Origin of the sequence: Lentzea sp. NEAU-D7 (assembly GCF_026242055.1) — a bacterium.
In the GTDB taxonomy this organism is placed as follows: Bacteria; Actinomycetota; Actinomycetes; order Mycobacteriales; family Pseudonocardiaceae; genus Lentzea.
Window position 1 is genome coordinate 533,888 of record NZ_JAPJDL010000002.1, and the last position, 15,545, is coordinate 549,432.

The following is a 15,545-nucleotide window of genomic DNA, read 5'->3' on the forward strand; positions in this document are numbered from 1 at the left end:
CTTGGTGGCAAGGTGGATCCACGTGGACCACGACGTAGAACGGCTTCGACAGATGTCCGGGCTGATCACGCCGATGGCGCTCCGGGTCGCCGTGACCCTGGGACTGCCCGATCGCCTGCGTGACAACCCCGCCACCGCCCACGAACTCGCACCGGAACTGGACCTCGACCCGCTCGCGCTCGACCTGCTGCTCGCCCACCTGACGACCCTCGGGGTGGTCGAACGAACAGCGTCGGGCTACCGCACGACGTACTTCGGCGCGCTGCTCTGCGTGAACGTGGGCAACGGCCTGAACAACCTGCTGCACCACGACTCCGCCGCCGGCCGCGCCGATCTGGCGTTCGTCGACCTGATCCACAGCGTCCGCACCGGCGGACCGGCCTACCCGGTGCGCTACGGCCAGGACTTCTGGACCGACCTGGCCGAGCACCGGCACCTGCGTGACGCGTTCGACCGGCAGATGACCGACCGCATGCGGAACTGGGTGCCCCAGGTCGTCAGGAACTACGACTGGTCGCGGTTCGGCACGCTCGTCGACGTCGGTGGCGGGCACGGCAGCCTGCTCGCCGCGATCCTCACCGCGAACCCGGCGATGCGCGGCCACCTCGTCGAACTCGGGGAGACCGCCGCAGGCGCCCGTGCGGTGCTCGGCCTGTACGGCCTCGCAGACCGCACCGAGGTGACCGGGAGCAGCTTCTTCGACCCGCTGCCGGCCGGAGCCGACGCCTACCTGCTGTTCGACATCTTGCACGACTGGGACGACGAGCGGGCGCACCGGATCCTGGCCCGGTGTGCGGAGGCCGCCGGGGAGCGCGGGCGGATCCTCGTCGTGGAGTCCCTCGGCGAGAGCACCGAGTTCGACCTCGTCATGCTCGTGCACTTCGGCGGGCGTGACCGAGGGCTCCACGACTTCGAACGGCTGGCGTCGGCGCACGGACTCCGGCTGGAGTCCGTGACTCAGGTGACCGACGGGCGCAGCCTGCTGGAGTTCACTCGCTGAGCGCGGCGAGCCGTTCCCGGGCCTCGGCGAGGTCGTCCGCGGTGGGGGCGTCGTCCTGGGTGAGCGCGCGCCGCCAGTAGCCGGAGAACTCGATGTCCCGCTTGGACACGCCCAGGCCGACGAAGTGCCTGCGCAGCGCCCGTACCGCGGAGGCCTCGCCGCCGAGCCACACCCATGCCGACGACGGCACCCCGGCCGCCGTCACCACCGAGACCAGGTCTTCCCCGGCGCTGCGGTGCACCCACCGCACGCCGGGGACGTCCTGCTCCTCCACCGGGTCCGCGACCTCGACGAACGCCAGTCGTCGCTGGGAGCCGGGCAGCAGTTCCAGCAGCGAGGCGATCGCGGGCAGCGCCGTCTCGTCGCCCGCGAACACCAGCAGGTCCGCGGTGCCGAGCGGGCGGGCGTAGTCGCGGGAGGGCCCGAACCGCCCGATGACGTCACCGGCCTGAGCGGTGGCGGCCCAGCGCGACGCCGGGCCGGTGTCCCCGTGCAGCACGAAGTCGACGGTCAGCACGCCGTCGGCCAGCGACCGGACGGTGAAGCTGCGCATCCACGGCCGTTCGGGTTCCGGGATCGCCAGGTACGCCTGGTACCAGGTGCCGGCGTCCGAGGAGTCCGACACGTGCGCGGACCCGCCTGGCCGGGGGAAGAGGAGCTTGAGCTGCTGGTCCGGCCAGGTCTCGAGCTCGTCGAGGCCGGGGCCGTCGAACGTCACGCGGGTCATGCGCGGGGTCAGCGGTGCGACGGAGGCCACCGTCAGCAGGCTCATGCCAGGTACTCCTTCAGGTGCCGGGCGGTGAGGGTGTCCGAAGTGGACACGAGCTCGCCCGGGGTGCCGGAGAAGACGACCTGGCCACCGTCGTGGCCCGCGCCGGGGCCCATGTCGACGATCCAGTCGGCGTGCGCCATCACGGCCAGGTGGTGCTCGATGACGATCACCGTGTTGCCGGCGTCGATCAGCTGGTCGAGCAGGCCGAGCAGCTGGTCCACGTCCGCGAGGTGCAGGCCGGACGTCGGCTCGTCCAGCACGTAGGTCGAGACCTTCTCCGCCATGTGGATGGCGAGCTTCAGCCGTTGCCGCTCACCGCCGGACAACGTCGTGAGCGGCTGGCCGAGCGAGAGGTACGACAGGCCGACGTCGTGCAGGCGGCTGAGCACGGCGTGGGCCTGCCCGGAGGGGAAGAAGTCACGCGCCTCGGCGACGGACATGCCGAGCACCTCGCTGATGTTCCTGCCCCGCAACGTGTAGCGCAGCACCTCGGGCGTGAACCGCTTGCCCTCGCACTTCTCGCAGACCGAGGCGACACCGGCCATCATCGCGAGGTCGGTGTAGACGAGTCCGATGCCCTTGCAGTTCTCGCAGGCGCCTTCGGAGTTCGCGCTGAACAACGCGGCCTTCACCCCGTTGGCCTTGGCGAACGCGGTCCTGACCGAGTCGAGCAGCCCGGTGTAGGTGGCGGGGTTGGACCGGCGCGAGCCGCGGATCGGCGACTGGTCGACCGTCACGACGCCCGGCCGCCCGCGCAGCGAGCCGTGGATCAGCGACGACTTGCCGGAGCCCGCGACGCCGGTGACCACGGTCAGCACGCCGAGCGGCAGGTCGACCGAGACGTCCTTGAGGTTGTTGGTGCTGGCACCGCTGATCGTCAGGAAACCCCTAGGGGAGCGGAACTCCGAGCGCAGCTTGGCCCGGTGGTCGAGGTGGCGGCCGGTCAGCGTGCCGGACGCGCGCAACCCGGCCACGTCGCCGGTGTAGCAGACGTGGCCGCCGCCCGCGCCCGCGCCGGGGCCGAGGTCGACGACGTGGTCGGCGATCTGGATGGTCTCCGGCTTGTGCTCGACGACGAGCACGGTGTTCCCCTTGTCCCGCAACAGGAGCAGGAGATTGTTCATCCGCTGGATGTCGTGCGGGTGCAGGCCGACGGTGGGCTCGTCGAACACGTAGGTGATGTCGGTGAGCGAGGAACCCAGGTGCCGCACCATCTTCACGCGCTGCGACTCGCCGCCGGACAGCGTGCCGGACTCGCGGTCGAGTGAGAGGTAGCCGAGGCCGATCTCGACCAGCGAGTCGAGCGTGCCCCGCAGGGTGGCGAGCAGCGGGGCGACGGACGGGTCGTCGATGGCGTGCACGAACTGCGCGAGGTCGCTGATCTGCATCGCGCAGCAGTCCGCGATGTTCACGCCGCGGATCTTCGAGTTCAGCGCGGCCTGGTTGAGCCGGGCGCCGCCGCAGCTCTGGCAGGGGGCGAACGTGACGGCCTTGTCGACGAACGCGCGGATGTGCGGCTGCATGGACTCGCGGTCCTTGCTCAGGATCGTGCGTTGCAGCTTGGAGATCAGGCCGTCGTAGGTGACGTTGGTGCCGCCGATGTTCAGTTTCGTCGTCGGCTTGTAGAGGAAGTCGTCGAGCTGCTGCTCGGTGAACGTCGAGATCGGCTGGTCGGCGGGGTAGAGGCCGGAGTTCGCGAGGACCTGCCAGTACCAGGTGCCCACGCCGTAGTTCGGGGCGTCGATCGCGCCGTCGTTGAGCGACTTGCTCCGATCGACGATGGCGTCCACGTCGATGGTGGTGACCTTGCCCAGGCCCTCGCAGGCCGGGCACATGCCCTCGGGCAGGTTGAAGCTGAACGCGCCGGACGTGCCGACGTGCGGCTCGCCCAGGCGGCTGAACACGATCCGGAGCATCGTGTGCGCGTCGGTGGCGGTGCCGACGGTCGAGCGGGAGTTCGCGCCCATGCGCTCCTGGTCGACGATGATCGCCGCGCTCAGGTTGTGCAGCGCGTCCACGTCGGGGCGGCCGATCGACGGCATGAAGGACTGCAGGAACGCGGTGTAGGTCTCGTTGATCATGCGCTGGGACTCGGCCGCGATCGTGCCGAAGACCAGCGAGGACTTGCCGGAGCCGGACACGCCGGTGAAGACGGTCAGCCGGCGTTTGGGGACGTCGAGCGACACGTCCGCGAGGTTGTTCTCCCTGGCTCCGCGGACCTGGATCACGTCATGGCTGTCGGCGACAGCGTTCAAGGCTGCTTCCCCCATTGATTCTTTATGGCGTAAAGTATCGACCAACGAGGGTACTTTACGGCATAAGGAGTTGCAACCGTGGTCGTCTACGCAGGTCAGGGCGACCCGCGCCGGTCCATCGAACTGCTCTGGCGGGCGTCGGTCGCGGAGAATCGTCCCGGCCCCAAGCCCGGACTGAGCGTGGACGCGATCGTCGACGCGGCCGTCGAGGTCGCCGACGAGCAGGGCATCGCGTTCTCGATGCGCGCGGTGGGGGAGCGGCTCGGGCGGACCGCGATGGCGCTCTACACCTACGTGCCGGGCAAGAACGAGCTGGTCGACCTCATGTACGACCGCGCGATGGCCGAGCTGCCGGCGTCCTACCCGCTCGACGACGGCTGGCGGGCCGCGGTCACGCGCTGGGCGCACGACATGTGGGAGTTCTACAGCCGTCACCCGTGGATGCTGCAGGTGTCGCAGGCGCGTCCGGTGCTCGGTCCGCACGAGTTCGCGGTGATCGAGGCGCTGGCCGCGATCCTGGTGTCCACCGGCCTGCCCGGTCGTGAGCTGCGCGGCATCGCAGGCGCCGTCAACTACTTCGTGCGCGGCGCGGCGCAGACCGTCGCCGAGGCCCGTGCCGCGGGGGGCGCGACCGGCGAGGGCGACGAGGAGTGGTGGTACGCGCGGTCGGCCGTGCTGCTGGAGATCGAGCCCGACCTGGAGAAGAAGTTCCCGATGCTGCACGTGCTGGAGTCCGATCGGGAACCCGTCGACCCGGATCTGCCGTATCTGGAGAACGACGCCGTGGAGAACTTCCGCAGCGGGTTGAAGGTCCTGCTCGACGGAATCGAGGCCGCTGTAGCGAAACCGTGACGAAGTCCGGACGTGCAGAGCACACGGGCTCGGTGGGATCGGCGCCATGGCAATCGTCAGAGTCCTTGTGGCCGTCGCGTGCGCCCTGGTGCTGACGGCGCCGAGCACGGCGGCCACTCCGCCTCCGGACGACGACCGCTCCGCGACCACGACGATGACGTACCGAGCCGGAGATCTCGTCGCGGTGGTGCACGCGCCCCGCACCCTCGTCGGTGTGCGGCCGCTGGTGCTCACCCACGACGTCTCCGCCCGGGTGCTGGTGCGACGAGGCGCCGTCGTCGTGCTGGTGCACGACCCGTCGTCGCTGGCCCGGCATCGTGAGCTGTGGCGTGAGCTGAGTGCGGGCACCGGGCCGCTGGAGGAGCGGTTCGGCGGGTTCGCCGGCCACTTCTCTGTGGCAGAACCGTGACGCCGTCCTCACAGGACGCCCACAATTTCCCGATGGGATCACCCCATGGGAATCGGAAGAACCGCGGCCGCCGTCGTGATGGCGGTGGTGCTGGCCGCCCCGGCGGCCACCGCAGCCCCCGGCGGGTACGGCTCGGGCGTCAGGAAGGTCGAGTACTCGCTCGGTGATCGGGCGTTCCAGGTGCCCGGCTTTCACACCGGACCGGGCGGTCCCGTCGCGGACCTCGAACTCACCGCGGTCGTGCACGCGCCGCGCACGCTGGTCGGCGTACGGCCGCTGGTGCTGCTCGCACACGGCTACTGGAAACCGTGCGCCGGCGACCAGTGGGTCTGGCCGTGTCCGTCAGGGGACGCGTTCCCGAGCTACCGCGGGTACGACTACCTCGCCGAGGAACTGGCGCGGCAGGGTTTCGTGGTCGTGTCGGTGAGCGTGAACGGTGTCAACGCGGGCGAGATGGGCCAGATCGCGGACGTCGCCAGGGCCGCGGTGATGAACAGGCACCTGGAGTTGTGGCGTGATCTCAACCAGGGCAAGGGGCCGCTGAGACTGCCGGGGTTCCGCGGGCACGTCGACCTCACCAACGTCGGCACGCTCGGGCACTCGCGCGGTGGCCGTGGCGCGGTCTACCAGGCCTCGGACGAGCACGCCGCCGAACTACCGGCCGGCGTGCGGATCAAGGCCGTGCTCCCGCTCGCGCCGGCGGACTACTACGCGCCCGACCCGGAGGCGCCCGAGAACCTCGACTACCGCATCACGAGGACACCGTTCGCGGTCATGACGGGCAGCTGCGACGGCGCCGTCAGCGGCACCTCTTACATCGAGAACGCCAAGGGCCGCAACGTCGTGCCGATCCACGCCGTCACGCCGGAGAACGCCAACCACAACTACTTCAACACCGAATGGTCCTACGACAACGACAGCACCTGCCCGGCGACCGCGCTGACCCCTGAGCAGCAGCGCCGGGCCGCCACCACCTACATCCCGGCGTTCTTCCGGCAGTACCTCGGCGGCCGGAAGAACCCGATCGTCGGCAAGGGCTTTCCGGGTGTCGGCGTCGTGACGCATCAACCGATCGGTTAAGCCTCGAAGAGACTTTGGGGGGACGTGGTGCGCTTCCGCCACTGCCAGGCTGGGTGGCGGAAGGGGGAAAATTCCATGCTCAGAACAACTGCGCTGCTCACCGCGGCACTGGTGGTGCTGACCGCGGCACCCGCCACCGCGCACCCCGGTGGCGACTGGACCGGGTGGGCGAAGGACCTCGACGGCACGCGGCACCAGGCCGCGGAATGGCGTCTCAACGCGGGCAACGCCGGCAAGCTCAAGCTGGAGTGGGCGTTCGCCTACCCCAAGGGCGCCTACAACGGCGTCCGCAGCCAGCCCGCCGTCGTGGGGGACACGATCTACTTCGGTGGTCCCGACGGGAAGTTCTACGCCCGTGACGCGCGCTCCGGCCGGTCCCGCTGGGAGTTCACGCTCCCGCAGGCCGAGCGGTACGCGTTCAACTCCGACGGCCCGACGGTGGCCGACGGCAAGGTGTTCTTCGGCGACAGCGCGAGCAGGTTCTTCGCGCTCGACCAGCGCACCGGCCGCCTGAGGTGGCAGGTGCAGCTCGACACCGGCATCGCGTCGATGACCACCAGCTCGCCGATCGTCCACAACGGACTGGTGTACGTCGGTACCTCCAGCGGCGAGAACGTCCTGCCGAACACGCACGCGTGCTGCACGTTCCGGGGTCACATCGACGCCTTCGACATCGACACCGGCGCGCTGGTCTGGCGCCACTACACGGTGCCGGAGCCGGTCGAGGTCGGCACCTGGCCCAACGGCGCCAAGCGGTTCGAGCCGTCCGGCGTCGGCGTGTGGAGCTCGCCGGTGATCGACCGCCGGACCGGCACGCTCTACGTCGGCACGGGCCAGAACTACACGGGCAAGGGCGGTGAGTTCGACTCGCTGCTGGCGCTCGACGCCCGCACCGGCGCGGTGAGGTGGACCAACCAGGTCACCGACGCCGACACGTGGCGCGACGCGTGCAACCAGCCCGACGCCGAGGGCTACTGCCCCGGGCTCAAGGACGGCACCAACCTCGACCACGACATCGGGGCCACGCCGAACCTCTTCACCGTCAACGGCCGCCGGCTCGTCGGCGTCGGCCAGAAGTCCGGTGTGTACCACGTGTTCGACGCCGCGACGGGGCAGGTCGTGTGGCGTCGTCAGCTCGGCGTGCCGCTGCCCAGCGGTGGCATCTCGGGCATCCAGTGGGGGTCGAGCTACGACGGCAAGCGGCTCTACATCGCGACCTACTACGCCGATCCCGGCAAGCTGTTCGCGGTGGATCCCGCCACCGGCACCGTGCTGTGGGAGACGGCGGCACCCGCCGACGGCTGCTCCACGGGCGGCGCGGCGGGCCAGCCCGGCTGCTACCAGGCGCATGGCGTACCGGTGTCCAGCTCACCCGGCGTGGTGTGGCTGGGCGCGCTCGACGGCAAGTTCCGCGCGTACGACTCCAGGACCGGCCAGATCATCTTCTCCCACGACACCATCCAGGACGTCCGCGGTGTCAACGGGCTGACCGGTCGCGGCGGCACGCTGGCCGGGCCCGGTGCGGGCGCGGTGGTGTCGGACGGCATGGTCTACGTGCAGTCCGGTTACTCGTCGGGCTACGTGAACCCGCACGGCCACGTGCTACTGGCCTTCGGCCTGTAGCTTCGCGCGCACCCCGTCGGTGGGCAGGCCCGCCTGAGTGCGCAGCTCGACGGCTTTCTGCCAGGCCTGCCGGGCCAGTTCGGCGGCACCCGCCGCAGCGTGGGTGTCGCCGAGCTGTTCGTACGCGCCGGCTCCGAGCGGGAGGTCGCCGCCGAGCCGGAACATCTCCGACGAGCGGGTGAACGCCTCGGCGGCCTTCGCGTGATCACCCAGCCCCAGGTGGGCGGTGCCGAGGTTGTCCCACGCCTCGGCCTGGCCGATCAGGTGGTCCATCTCCCGCCACCTCCGCATCGCGCGTTCGGCGTGCTCGACGGCCCGCGTGTACTCGCCGAGCTTGTTGTGGCCCCACGCGAGGCCGGTCAGCGCGTTGGCCTGGCCGTAGGAGTCGCCGCACTCCTCGAACAACGCGAGCCCGCGCCGCGTGTGCTCCATCGCCTCGCCGATCCGGTCGTCCGGGCACAGCATCGCGATGTTCAGCAGCACCCCTGCCTGGCCCGCCGGATTGCCCTCGTAGACGTCGAACGCCCGGTGCAGCGCGGCGGTGGCCTCGTCGGGACGGCGCATGCGGCTCAGGCTGCGGCCGAGGTTGATCAGCGTGCGGCCCAGGCCGTCGGGGTCGTCGAGCTGTTCGACGGCGGCGACCGCGAGTTGCTGCGACGTCAGGAGATCGCGGTAACGCGCCTGGCGGTCGAGGGCGTCGGCGAGGGACCAGCCCATGAGCCACGTCTGCGCGGGCGTGCCGTGGCGCATCGCCGCCATCAACGTCGGGTGCTCGGCCATCAGCCACGCCAGCGCTTCCTCGTGCGTGCCGAAGCGCAGGACCACGACACCGGGAGCCGGTGGGTGGGTGGCCGGTCGGTGGCGGCTGGGCGTGTACACGACACCGGCCTCGACGCCCGTCAGCGCGAGGTGGTCGAGCAGCCGGTTCAGGGCCTCGTCGCGTTCGTCCTCGAGCGCCAGCTCGGCCGCGTAGTCGCGCAGCAGGTCGTGGCAGGTGAAGCGGCCCGGCTCCGGCTGGTCGATCAGGTTCGCCGTCGCGAGTTCGGCGAGCAGCGCCCCGGTCTCCCGCACGTCCAGCGCCGCCAGTGACGCGGCCCCGGCGAGGCTGATGTCCGAGCCCGGCATCAACCCCAGCAACCGGAACAGCCGCAGCGCCGCGGGACTCAACGCCTTGCAGGAGTGGGAGAACACCGAGCGCAGGTCGGCCGTGACGTCATCGTCGTCGGCGAACGCGTCGAGATCCGCCAGTTCGTCCGCGAGCGCCGCCAGCGGGAACTCCGGCTGCGTCGCCGCCCGTGCACCGGCCACCGCGAGCGCGAGCGGCAGGCGGGCGCAGCGGCGGACCACGGTGTCGACCGCGTCCGGCTCGGCCCGCGCGCGGTCGTGCCCGATCCGGGCGGCCAGCAGCTCGCGGGCGTCCTCCGGCGGCAGCAGCCCCAGCGGCAACGCCTTGGCGTGGGGCGGTTTGAGCGACGTGCGGCTCGTGATCACCACGTGCGCGTTCGGCGTGCGCGGCAGCAAGGGCTCGACCTGCTCGGCGTCCGTCGCGTTGTCCAGCAGCACGAGCACCCGCTTGTCCGCGAGCGCGTCCCGCAGCAGGGCCGACTGCCCCGCGAGGTCGTGCGGCACCTGCGCGCGCGGCACGTCGAGCGCGGAGAGGAACCGCAGCAGCGCGTCACCGGGGCTGACCGCCGCGCCGCTCGGGCCGAAGCCGTGCAGGTTCACGTAGAGCTGGCCGTCGGGGAACCGGTCGATGGCCCGGTGCGCCCAGTGCACGGCGAGCGAGGTCTTGCCGACCCCGCCGGTGCCGGTGATCACCACGACGCCGTTCGGCGCGTCGTCGAGCTCGGCGAGCTCCAGCGCCCGGCCGGTGAACGGCTTGGGCGCGGCCGGCAGCTGGCGCGGTGCCGAGGCGGCCCGCAGCCGACGGTGCACGGTCGCGAGGTGGCGTGACGGTTCGGCACCCAGCTCATCGGCGAGCCGGGCGCGCACGACCTCGAAGTGCCGCAACGCTTCCGCGGCGCGTCCGCTGCCGTGCAACGCCTCGATCAGCTGGGCGGCGATCCGCTCGTCCAGCGGCCGGCCGGCGGCCAAGGCGTGCAGTTCGGGCACCAGCTCCGCGTGCTCACCCCGGGCCAGCCGATCGTCGACGTGGTCGAGCCGGGCCGCGAGCAGCTCGTCCGCGAAGCCCGCGCGCAGCTGCCTGGCCCACGGTGTGTCCAGTGTGGACAACGGCTCGGCCGTGGCGAGCGCCAGCGCGTCGGCCGTCCTCCCCGCGCGCACCAGGTGCCGGAACAGGTGCAGGTCGATCTCCAGCGGGTCCACGCGCAGCACGTAGCCGCCGCGGTCGCGTTCGATCAGACCCGGCAACGTCTGCCGCAGCCTCGTCAGCCAGGTCTGCACCATCGCACGGGCTCGCGGCGGGGGAGCGTCGCCCAGGACCCGTTCGACCAGCTCTTCGGCGGTCACGACCTGACCCGCGTCGGCGAGCAGCACGCCGAGCAGGGCGCCGAGGCGCGTCGGACCGAACTCGGTCGCGCCGAAGACCGTGTACCGCACGGTGATCACCGTAGTGGCTCCGGCTCCGCGTGCACCTCGGCCGAGCGTCACGTCGTCCTCACACGAGGAACGACTCCCGCAGCTCCCGGACCATCAGCTCCGGCACCTCCAGCGCCGCGAAGTGGCCTCCCCGCGCCATCTCCGTCCAGCGCACGATGGTGTGGTTGCGTTCGGCCATCCGCCGGATCGGCACCCCGACGTCGTGCGGGAACACCACGACCGAGGTCGGTGTCGCGGACATCGGCTCCAGCTCGCCCCACGTCTCGTCCCCCTCCTGGTAGTACCGCGCCGACGAGCCCGCGGTCCGGGTGAACCAGAAGATCGACGCGGTCGTCAGCACCGCGTCGAGGGGTACCCCGATCTCCGGGTCGCTCCACGTGTGGAACGCCCACTCGATCCACTCGAGCTGGGCCACCGGAGAGTCGGTGAGCGCGTGGGCGACCGACTGCGGCCGCGTGCTCTGCATCGACACGTACCCGAACTGCTCGAACTCGTACCGGAAGGCCTTCTCCGCGGACCGGCGCTCGGCGTCGACGCTCATGTCCGCGGTCTCCTGGGTGACACCGGCGGAGAAGATCTGGTTGACGTGGACGGCCTTCACCTCGTCGCACATCCCGAGCTGACGGGTGAGCATGGCGCCGAAGTCGTAGCCGTGCGCGAGGTAGCGGTCGTAGCCCAGGCGTCGCATCAGCTCGGCGAACACGCCGGCCACGCGGGGGATGGTCCAGCCGAGCTCCGTCGTGGGGCCCGGGAAACCGAAGCCCGGCACGGACGGGATCACCAGGTGGAAGTCGCGGCTCAGCGGTTCGATCATCTGCTCGAACGCGAAGCACGTGGTCGGCCAGCCGTGGGTGAGCAGCAGCGGTTCGGCGTTCGCTTTGGTGCTCTGCACGTGCAGGAAGTGCAGCGGGGTGCCGTCGATCTCGGTGAGGAACTGCGGGATCTTGTTGAGCCGCCGTTCCCGCTCGCGCCAGTCGAAGTCGCGCCAGTGGGCCACGAGCTCCTTGAGGCGGTCCTGGGGTGTGCCCTGCGCCCAGCTCGCGCCCGCCGGTTCGCTGGGCCAGCGGGTCTGGTCGAGGCGGCGGTGCAGGTCGTCGATCTCGGACTGGGGGATGGCGATCTCGAACGGCTTCATGCAGGCGACGCTATGGCCACTGTAGGACAGTTATGGTCCTACAATGGCCTCTGCTCGGTTGTTGAAGTTGCTCGGTCTGCTGCAGTCGCGCCGCGAGTGGTCCGGTGCGGAGCTCGCGGACAGGCTGGGCGTCACCACGCGCACGGTCCGGCGTGACGTCGACCGGCTTCGTTCGCTGGACTACCCGGTGCACGCGTCGATGGGCACGTCCGGCGGTGGCTACCGGCTCGGGCCGGGTGCGCGGCTGCCGCCGTTGCTGCTGGACGACGACGAGGCCGTGGCCGTGGCGGTGGGGCTGCGGACCGCGAGCGGCATCGAGAACATCGGTGAGACGGCCGTGCGCGCGTTGCTGAAGGTCGAGCAGGTGCTGCCCTCCTCGCTGCGCCACCGCGTCGCGGCGCTGGAGATCGCGACGGTGCCGCACACCTCGGCGCCTCCCGCGGTCGACGCCGGGCTGCTGACGCTGGTCGGGACGGCCTGCCGCGACCGGCAGCGGATCCGGTTCTCCTACGTCGGGCACTCCGGGGAGGAGTCCCGGCGCGAGGCCGAGCCGCACCGGCTCGTGACGTGGGGCCGTCGCTGGTACCTGGTGGCCTGGGACGTGCTGCGGGAGGACTGGCGGACATTTCGACTCGATCGGATGAGCGTGAGCACCCCGTTCGGGGCCCGCTTCACGCCCCGTGAGATCCCAGGCGGTGACGCGGGAGCGTTCGTGGCGGCGCGCGTGGCCGATCGGTGGCCGGTGCAGGGCGTCGTGCGACTGAGCGTGCCCGCGTCCCAGGCCGTGGACTGGCAGAGCTACGGCGAGGTTTCGGCTGTGGACGAAACCTCGTGCCACGTGCGGGTCGGAGGCGAGACGATGGACGACGTGGTGTTCATGCTCGCGAGCATCACCGTCGAGTTCGAGGTCGTCTCCCCGCCGGAGCTCTCCGCCGCGTTGCTCCGAGCAGCGGACCGGTTCCGCCGGGCGGCGAAGTTCTAGAGGATTTCTCAGGGTCCTGACAGCAGACTCCCAGGCCGGCAGGGCTTAGTGGAGGTCAGGGAGGTCCGCCATGCTGATCGATCACACGAGGCCGCTGCACGCGGCTCCGCCGGCCACGGTTCCGCTGGGCAATGCGCTGACGGTGACCCACGCGTCGGACCGCGGACCGCGCAGGTACAACGCCGACGCGTTCGCCGCGGGCCGCCGCACGTTCGTGGTCACCGACGGGGTGGGGGACTCCGCGGCCGCCGCCGAGGCCGCGTGGGCCGCCGCCCGTGCCGCGACCCTGCTGACCGATCCGGTCGCGGCGATCCTCGCCGCACGCGACGCCCTCCAGGTGCACTCGGGCGACGCCGTGATCGTCGTCGCCACCGCCCGTCCGGACGGCGGCTTCGACGTGGCGTGGGCAGGCGACGCCCGCGCGTACGCCGCCGACGGCTCGGACCTGGTCCAGCTCACCACCGACCACACGGTCGCCGAGTACTTCCGCGAGCGCGGCATCAAGGCCGAACCGCGGATGGACCACGTCGTCACCAACACCGTTCGCCACGCGACGGCCGAGAACATCGGCCGTGCCGCGACACGGTCTCCGCGGCTCGCTCTCGTGTCCGATGGCGTCTACGGGCCGTTGGGGTACAACGGGATCGAGGCGATCATGTCCGGGCACGGCTCGGCGGAGCGCTTGGTGCGTGCGGCTCTGTACGCGCGCGGCACCGACAACGCGACGGCGCTCGTGGTCAGCTGACCTTCTTGCCGCGCTTCTTCTTGCTCGCCTCGACGCTGCGCTGCAACGCCTCCATGAGGTCCACGACCCCGGTGGCCTCCGCCGGCTCGTCCTCGACCTTGACCTTGCTGCCCTTCTGCTTGGCCTTGATCAGCTTGTTCACGCGCTCGGTGTAGGTGTCGCGGTAGTCCTTCGGCCGCCACTCGCCGGCCATCGACTCGACCAGCGACACCGCCATGTCGAGCTCCTTGCCGCGCGGTGCCCTGCCCTCCGGCACCACGTCGAGAACGTCCTTCGGTTTGCGGATCTCGTCTGCGAAGAAGAGCGTGTGCACGGCGAGGATGCCCTTGTCCTCGGTCAGCGCGGTCAGGTACTGCTTGCCGCGCATGACGAACATCGCGATGCCCGCCCGGTTCGTCTTCTTCATCGCCTGCGCCAGCAGCAGGTACGGGCGGGAGAACTCGGGCTTGGCCGGCCCCAGCCAGTACGTCTTCTGGAAGTGCACCGGGTCGATCTCGTCGATGTCCACGAACGCCTCGATGTCGAGCGTGCGGCTGCGGCCCGGCGCGATCTCGTCCAGCTCCTCCGGCTCGACGACCACGTACTCGCCGTTCTCGACCTCGTGCCCCTTCACGATCTTGTCGTAGGGCACCTCACGGCCGGTGCGCTCGTTGACGCGCTTGTACCGGATCCGGTCGGACGTGCCGCGCTGGAACTGGTTGAAGTGCACGGTGTGGTCCTCGGTGGCGCTGTACAGCTCCACCGGGATGCTCACGAGTCCAAAACTGACAGAACCGCTCCAGATCGCCCTCGCCATGCAGGTCAGGTACCCACGACTCGGCGTGGTTAGTCGTCGATCGGCCGCGGAGGTCCGGCCTTGCTACCGTCACGGGCGTGAGAGTCGTGGTGCTGTCCGACACCCACGCACCGCGCTTCTGGAAGCGGTGCCCACCGGCCGTGGCTGAGCATCTGCGGTCAGCCGACCTGATCCTGCACGGCGGGGACGTCTGCGTCGCTCCCGTGCTGGACGAGCTGGCGCAGTACGCACCCGTCATCGCCGTGTGCGGCAACAACGACGGCCCGGACGTGGTGGCGTGGGGCGCTCCGGAGACGGTCGAGTCCGACATCGGCGGCCTGCCGTTCGCGATGATCCACGACAGCGGCCAGAAGACCGGCAGGATGGCGAGGATGCGCAGCCGGTTCCCCGCCGCCCGGCTCGTCGTGTTCGGACATTCGCACATCCCGTGGGACGAGGAGCAGGACGGGGTCCGCGTGTTCAACCCCGGCTCGCCCACGGACAAACGGCGTCAGCCGCACGGCACGGTCGGGCTGCTGGAGATCGAGGACGGTGTCCTGCTCGACGCCCGGATCGTGCCGGTCACGCGGTGACTTCGGCCTCGCGCCCCGCCCAGGCCGCGAGTCGCGGGCCGAGCGCCTCGTAGACCTGCGGGTCGAACCCCATGCCGGTGTGCGTGCTGCGCACCTCGACGCATTCCGCGCACGGGTCCTGGCACAGCTCCCACGGCACAACCCCGTCCTGCCGCGAGAAGACGGAGACCGCGGGAACGCGCAGCGGTTCGGCGAGCGCTTTGATGTGCTCGTCGAAGCACGGTCCGCGCATGCAGTCGTCGTCGAGCAGTCCGGGCACACCCGCGGCGGCGAGCCGGGCCAGGAACCGCGCGACGCGCATGACGCTGGGATGCGCGCCCATCGGGTCGAGCACGGGGCTGCCCAGCATCACCAGGCCGTGCACGAGATCGGGACGCCGGGCGGCGACGAGCCGCGCGAGCCAGCCGCCGCGGCTCTGGCCGAACAGCACCACCGGCCGGCCGGTGACCTCGGCATGCCTTTCGGTGCTGTGCATGAGCTTCGTCAGCAGTTCCGCGGTGCAGCCCACGGTGAACCCGACCCCGGAGGGGGCCGGGCGGTAACCGCGGGCGCGCAGCCACGACGCGGCGGGGGCCAGGCTGGCCTCGCCGGCTCCGAAACCCGGCACGAGCACGACGCCGAGTCCGTTGCCCTGGTGCGGATCCGCGTTCCGCCACACCGGGTGGCGCAGCAGCCTCGGCACGTCCCACACCGCCCTCACCACGCTTTCGCGTGAGGCGGATCGCAATCCGTCGAACATGACTGTGGGTTGCCGACCGATCGGCA

14 protein-coding genes are annotated in these 15,545 nt (G+C 70.8%); 8 read left to right on the forward strand and 6 right to left on the reverse strand.

The window, feature by feature from the left end; translation table 11 throughout:
• Nucleotides 1-22: 22 nt before the first annotated feature.
• Nucleotides 23-1,000 (forward strand): methyltransferase, encoded by a 978-nt coding sequence (locus ORI60_RS05885; protein ID WP_266035176.1) that lies wholly within the window; start codon nt 23-25, stop codon nt 998-1,000.
• Here ORI60_RS05885 and ORI60_RS05890 read toward each other — a convergent pair.
• Together ORI60_RS05890 and ORI60_RS05895 are read right to left on the reverse strand one after the other, a co-directional pair.
• Nucleotides 990-1,772 (reverse strand): siderophore-interacting protein, encoded by a 783-nt coding sequence (locus ORI60_RS05890; protein ID WP_266035178.1) that lies wholly within the window; start codon nt 1,770-1,772, stop codon nt 990-992. The two genes, ORI60_RS05885 and ORI60_RS05890, sit on opposite strands and share 11 nt — an antisense overlap.
• Nucleotides 1,769-4,027, reverse strand: a complete 2,259-nt coding sequence (locus ORI60_RS05895; RefSeq protein ID WP_266035180.1) for an excinuclease ABC subunit UvrA — start codon at nt 4,025-4,027, stop codon at nt 1,769-1,771. Before ORI60_RS05895 ends, ORI60_RS05890 begins: the two co-directional genes overlap by 4 nt.
• A 78-nt stretch (nt 4,028-4,105) precedes the next feature.
• On the opposite strand from ORI60_RS05895, the gene ORI60_RS05900 reads away from it, so the two are divergent.
• The 4 genes from ORI60_RS05900 to ORI60_RS05915 all read left to right on the forward strand — a co-directional run bounded on the left by ORI60_RS05900 (nt 4,106) and on the right by ORI60_RS05915 (nt 7,991).
• Nucleotides 4,106-4,879, forward strand: coding sequence for a TetR/AcrR family transcriptional regulator (locus ORI60_RS05900; RefSeq protein WP_266035181.1), 774 nt, complete (start codon nt 4,106-4,108; stop codon nt 4,877-4,879).
• A gap of 46 nt (nt 4,880-4,925) precedes the next feature.
• A complete protein-coding gene (locus ORI60_RS05905) occupies nt 4,926-5,288 on the forward strand; it encodes a hypothetical protein (protein WP_266035182.1) in 363 nt (120 codons plus the stop codon).
• Between the two features lie 45 nt (nt 5,289-5,333).
• Nucleotides 5,334-6,368 carry a hypothetical protein gene (locus tag ORI60_RS05910; protein WP_266035184.1) on the forward strand — a complete coding sequence of 345 codons (1,035 nt, stop codon included), beginning with the start codon at nt 5,334-5,336 and terminating at the stop codon, nt 6,366-6,368.
• 75 nt (nt 6,369-6,443) lie between these two features.
• Nucleotides 6,444-7,991 (forward strand): PQQ-binding-like beta-propeller repeat protein, encoded by a 1,548-nt coding sequence (locus ORI60_RS05915; protein ID WP_266035185.1) that lies wholly within the window; start codon nt 6,444-6,446, stop codon nt 7,989-7,991.
• Here the strand turns inward: ORI60_RS05915 and ORI60_RS05920 are convergent.
• The gene (locus ORI60_RS05920; RefSeq protein ID WP_266035186.1) at nt 7,971-10,550 is read right to left on the reverse strand and encodes an AfsR/SARP family transcriptional regulator; all 2,580 of its coding nucleotides are present in this window, start codon (nt 10,548-10,550) and stop codon (nt 7,971-7,973) included. The genes ORI60_RS05915 and ORI60_RS05920 overlap by 21 nt on opposite strands.
• A 58-nt stretch (nt 10,551-10,608) precedes the next feature.
• Complete coding sequence (locus ORI60_RS05925; RefSeq protein ID WP_266035188.1) at nt 10,609-11,685, reverse strand: epoxide hydrolase family protein; 1,077 nt, start codon at nt 11,683-11,685, stop codon at nt 10,609-10,611.
• 43 nt (nt 11,686-11,728) lie between these two features.
• Between ORI60_RS05925 and ORI60_RS05930 the strand changes: the two genes are divergently transcribed.
• Nucleotides 11,729-12,667, forward strand: coding sequence for a helix-turn-helix transcriptional regulator (locus ORI60_RS05930; RefSeq protein ID WP_266035190.1), 939 nt, complete (start codon nt 11,729-11,731; stop codon nt 12,665-12,667).
• Nucleotides 12,668-12,737: 70 nt separating this feature from the next.
• Nucleotides 12,738-13,412, forward strand: coding sequence for a PP2C family protein-serine/threonine phosphatase (locus tag ORI60_RS05935; protein ID WP_266035192.1), 675 nt, complete (start codon nt 12,738-12,740; stop codon nt 13,410-13,412).
• Here ORI60_RS05935 and ORI60_RS05940 read toward each other — a convergent pair.
• A complete protein-coding gene (locus ORI60_RS05940; protein ID WP_323055878.1) occupies nt 13,405-14,208 on the reverse strand; it encodes a Ku protein in 804 nt (267 codons plus the stop codon). The genes ORI60_RS05935 and ORI60_RS05940 overlap by 8 nt on opposite strands.
• Before the next feature lie 77 nt (nt 14,209-14,285).
• Here ORI60_RS05940 and ORI60_RS05945 point away from each other — a divergent pair, with 77 nt between their 5' ends.
• The gene (locus ORI60_RS05945; protein WP_266035194.1) at nt 14,286-14,780 is read left to right on the forward strand and encodes a metallophosphoesterase family protein; all 495 of its coding nucleotides are present in this window, start codon (nt 14,286-14,288) and stop codon (nt 14,778-14,780) included.
• Here the strand turns inward: ORI60_RS05945 and ORI60_RS05950 are convergent.
• Entirely contained in the window at nt 14,770-15,462 is a 693-nt protein-coding gene (locus ORI60_RS05950) for an alpha/beta hydrolase (protein WP_416234364.1), read from the reverse strand. The genes ORI60_RS05945 and ORI60_RS05950 overlap by 11 nt on opposite strands.
• Nucleotides 15,463-15,545 lie beyond the last annotated feature (83 nt).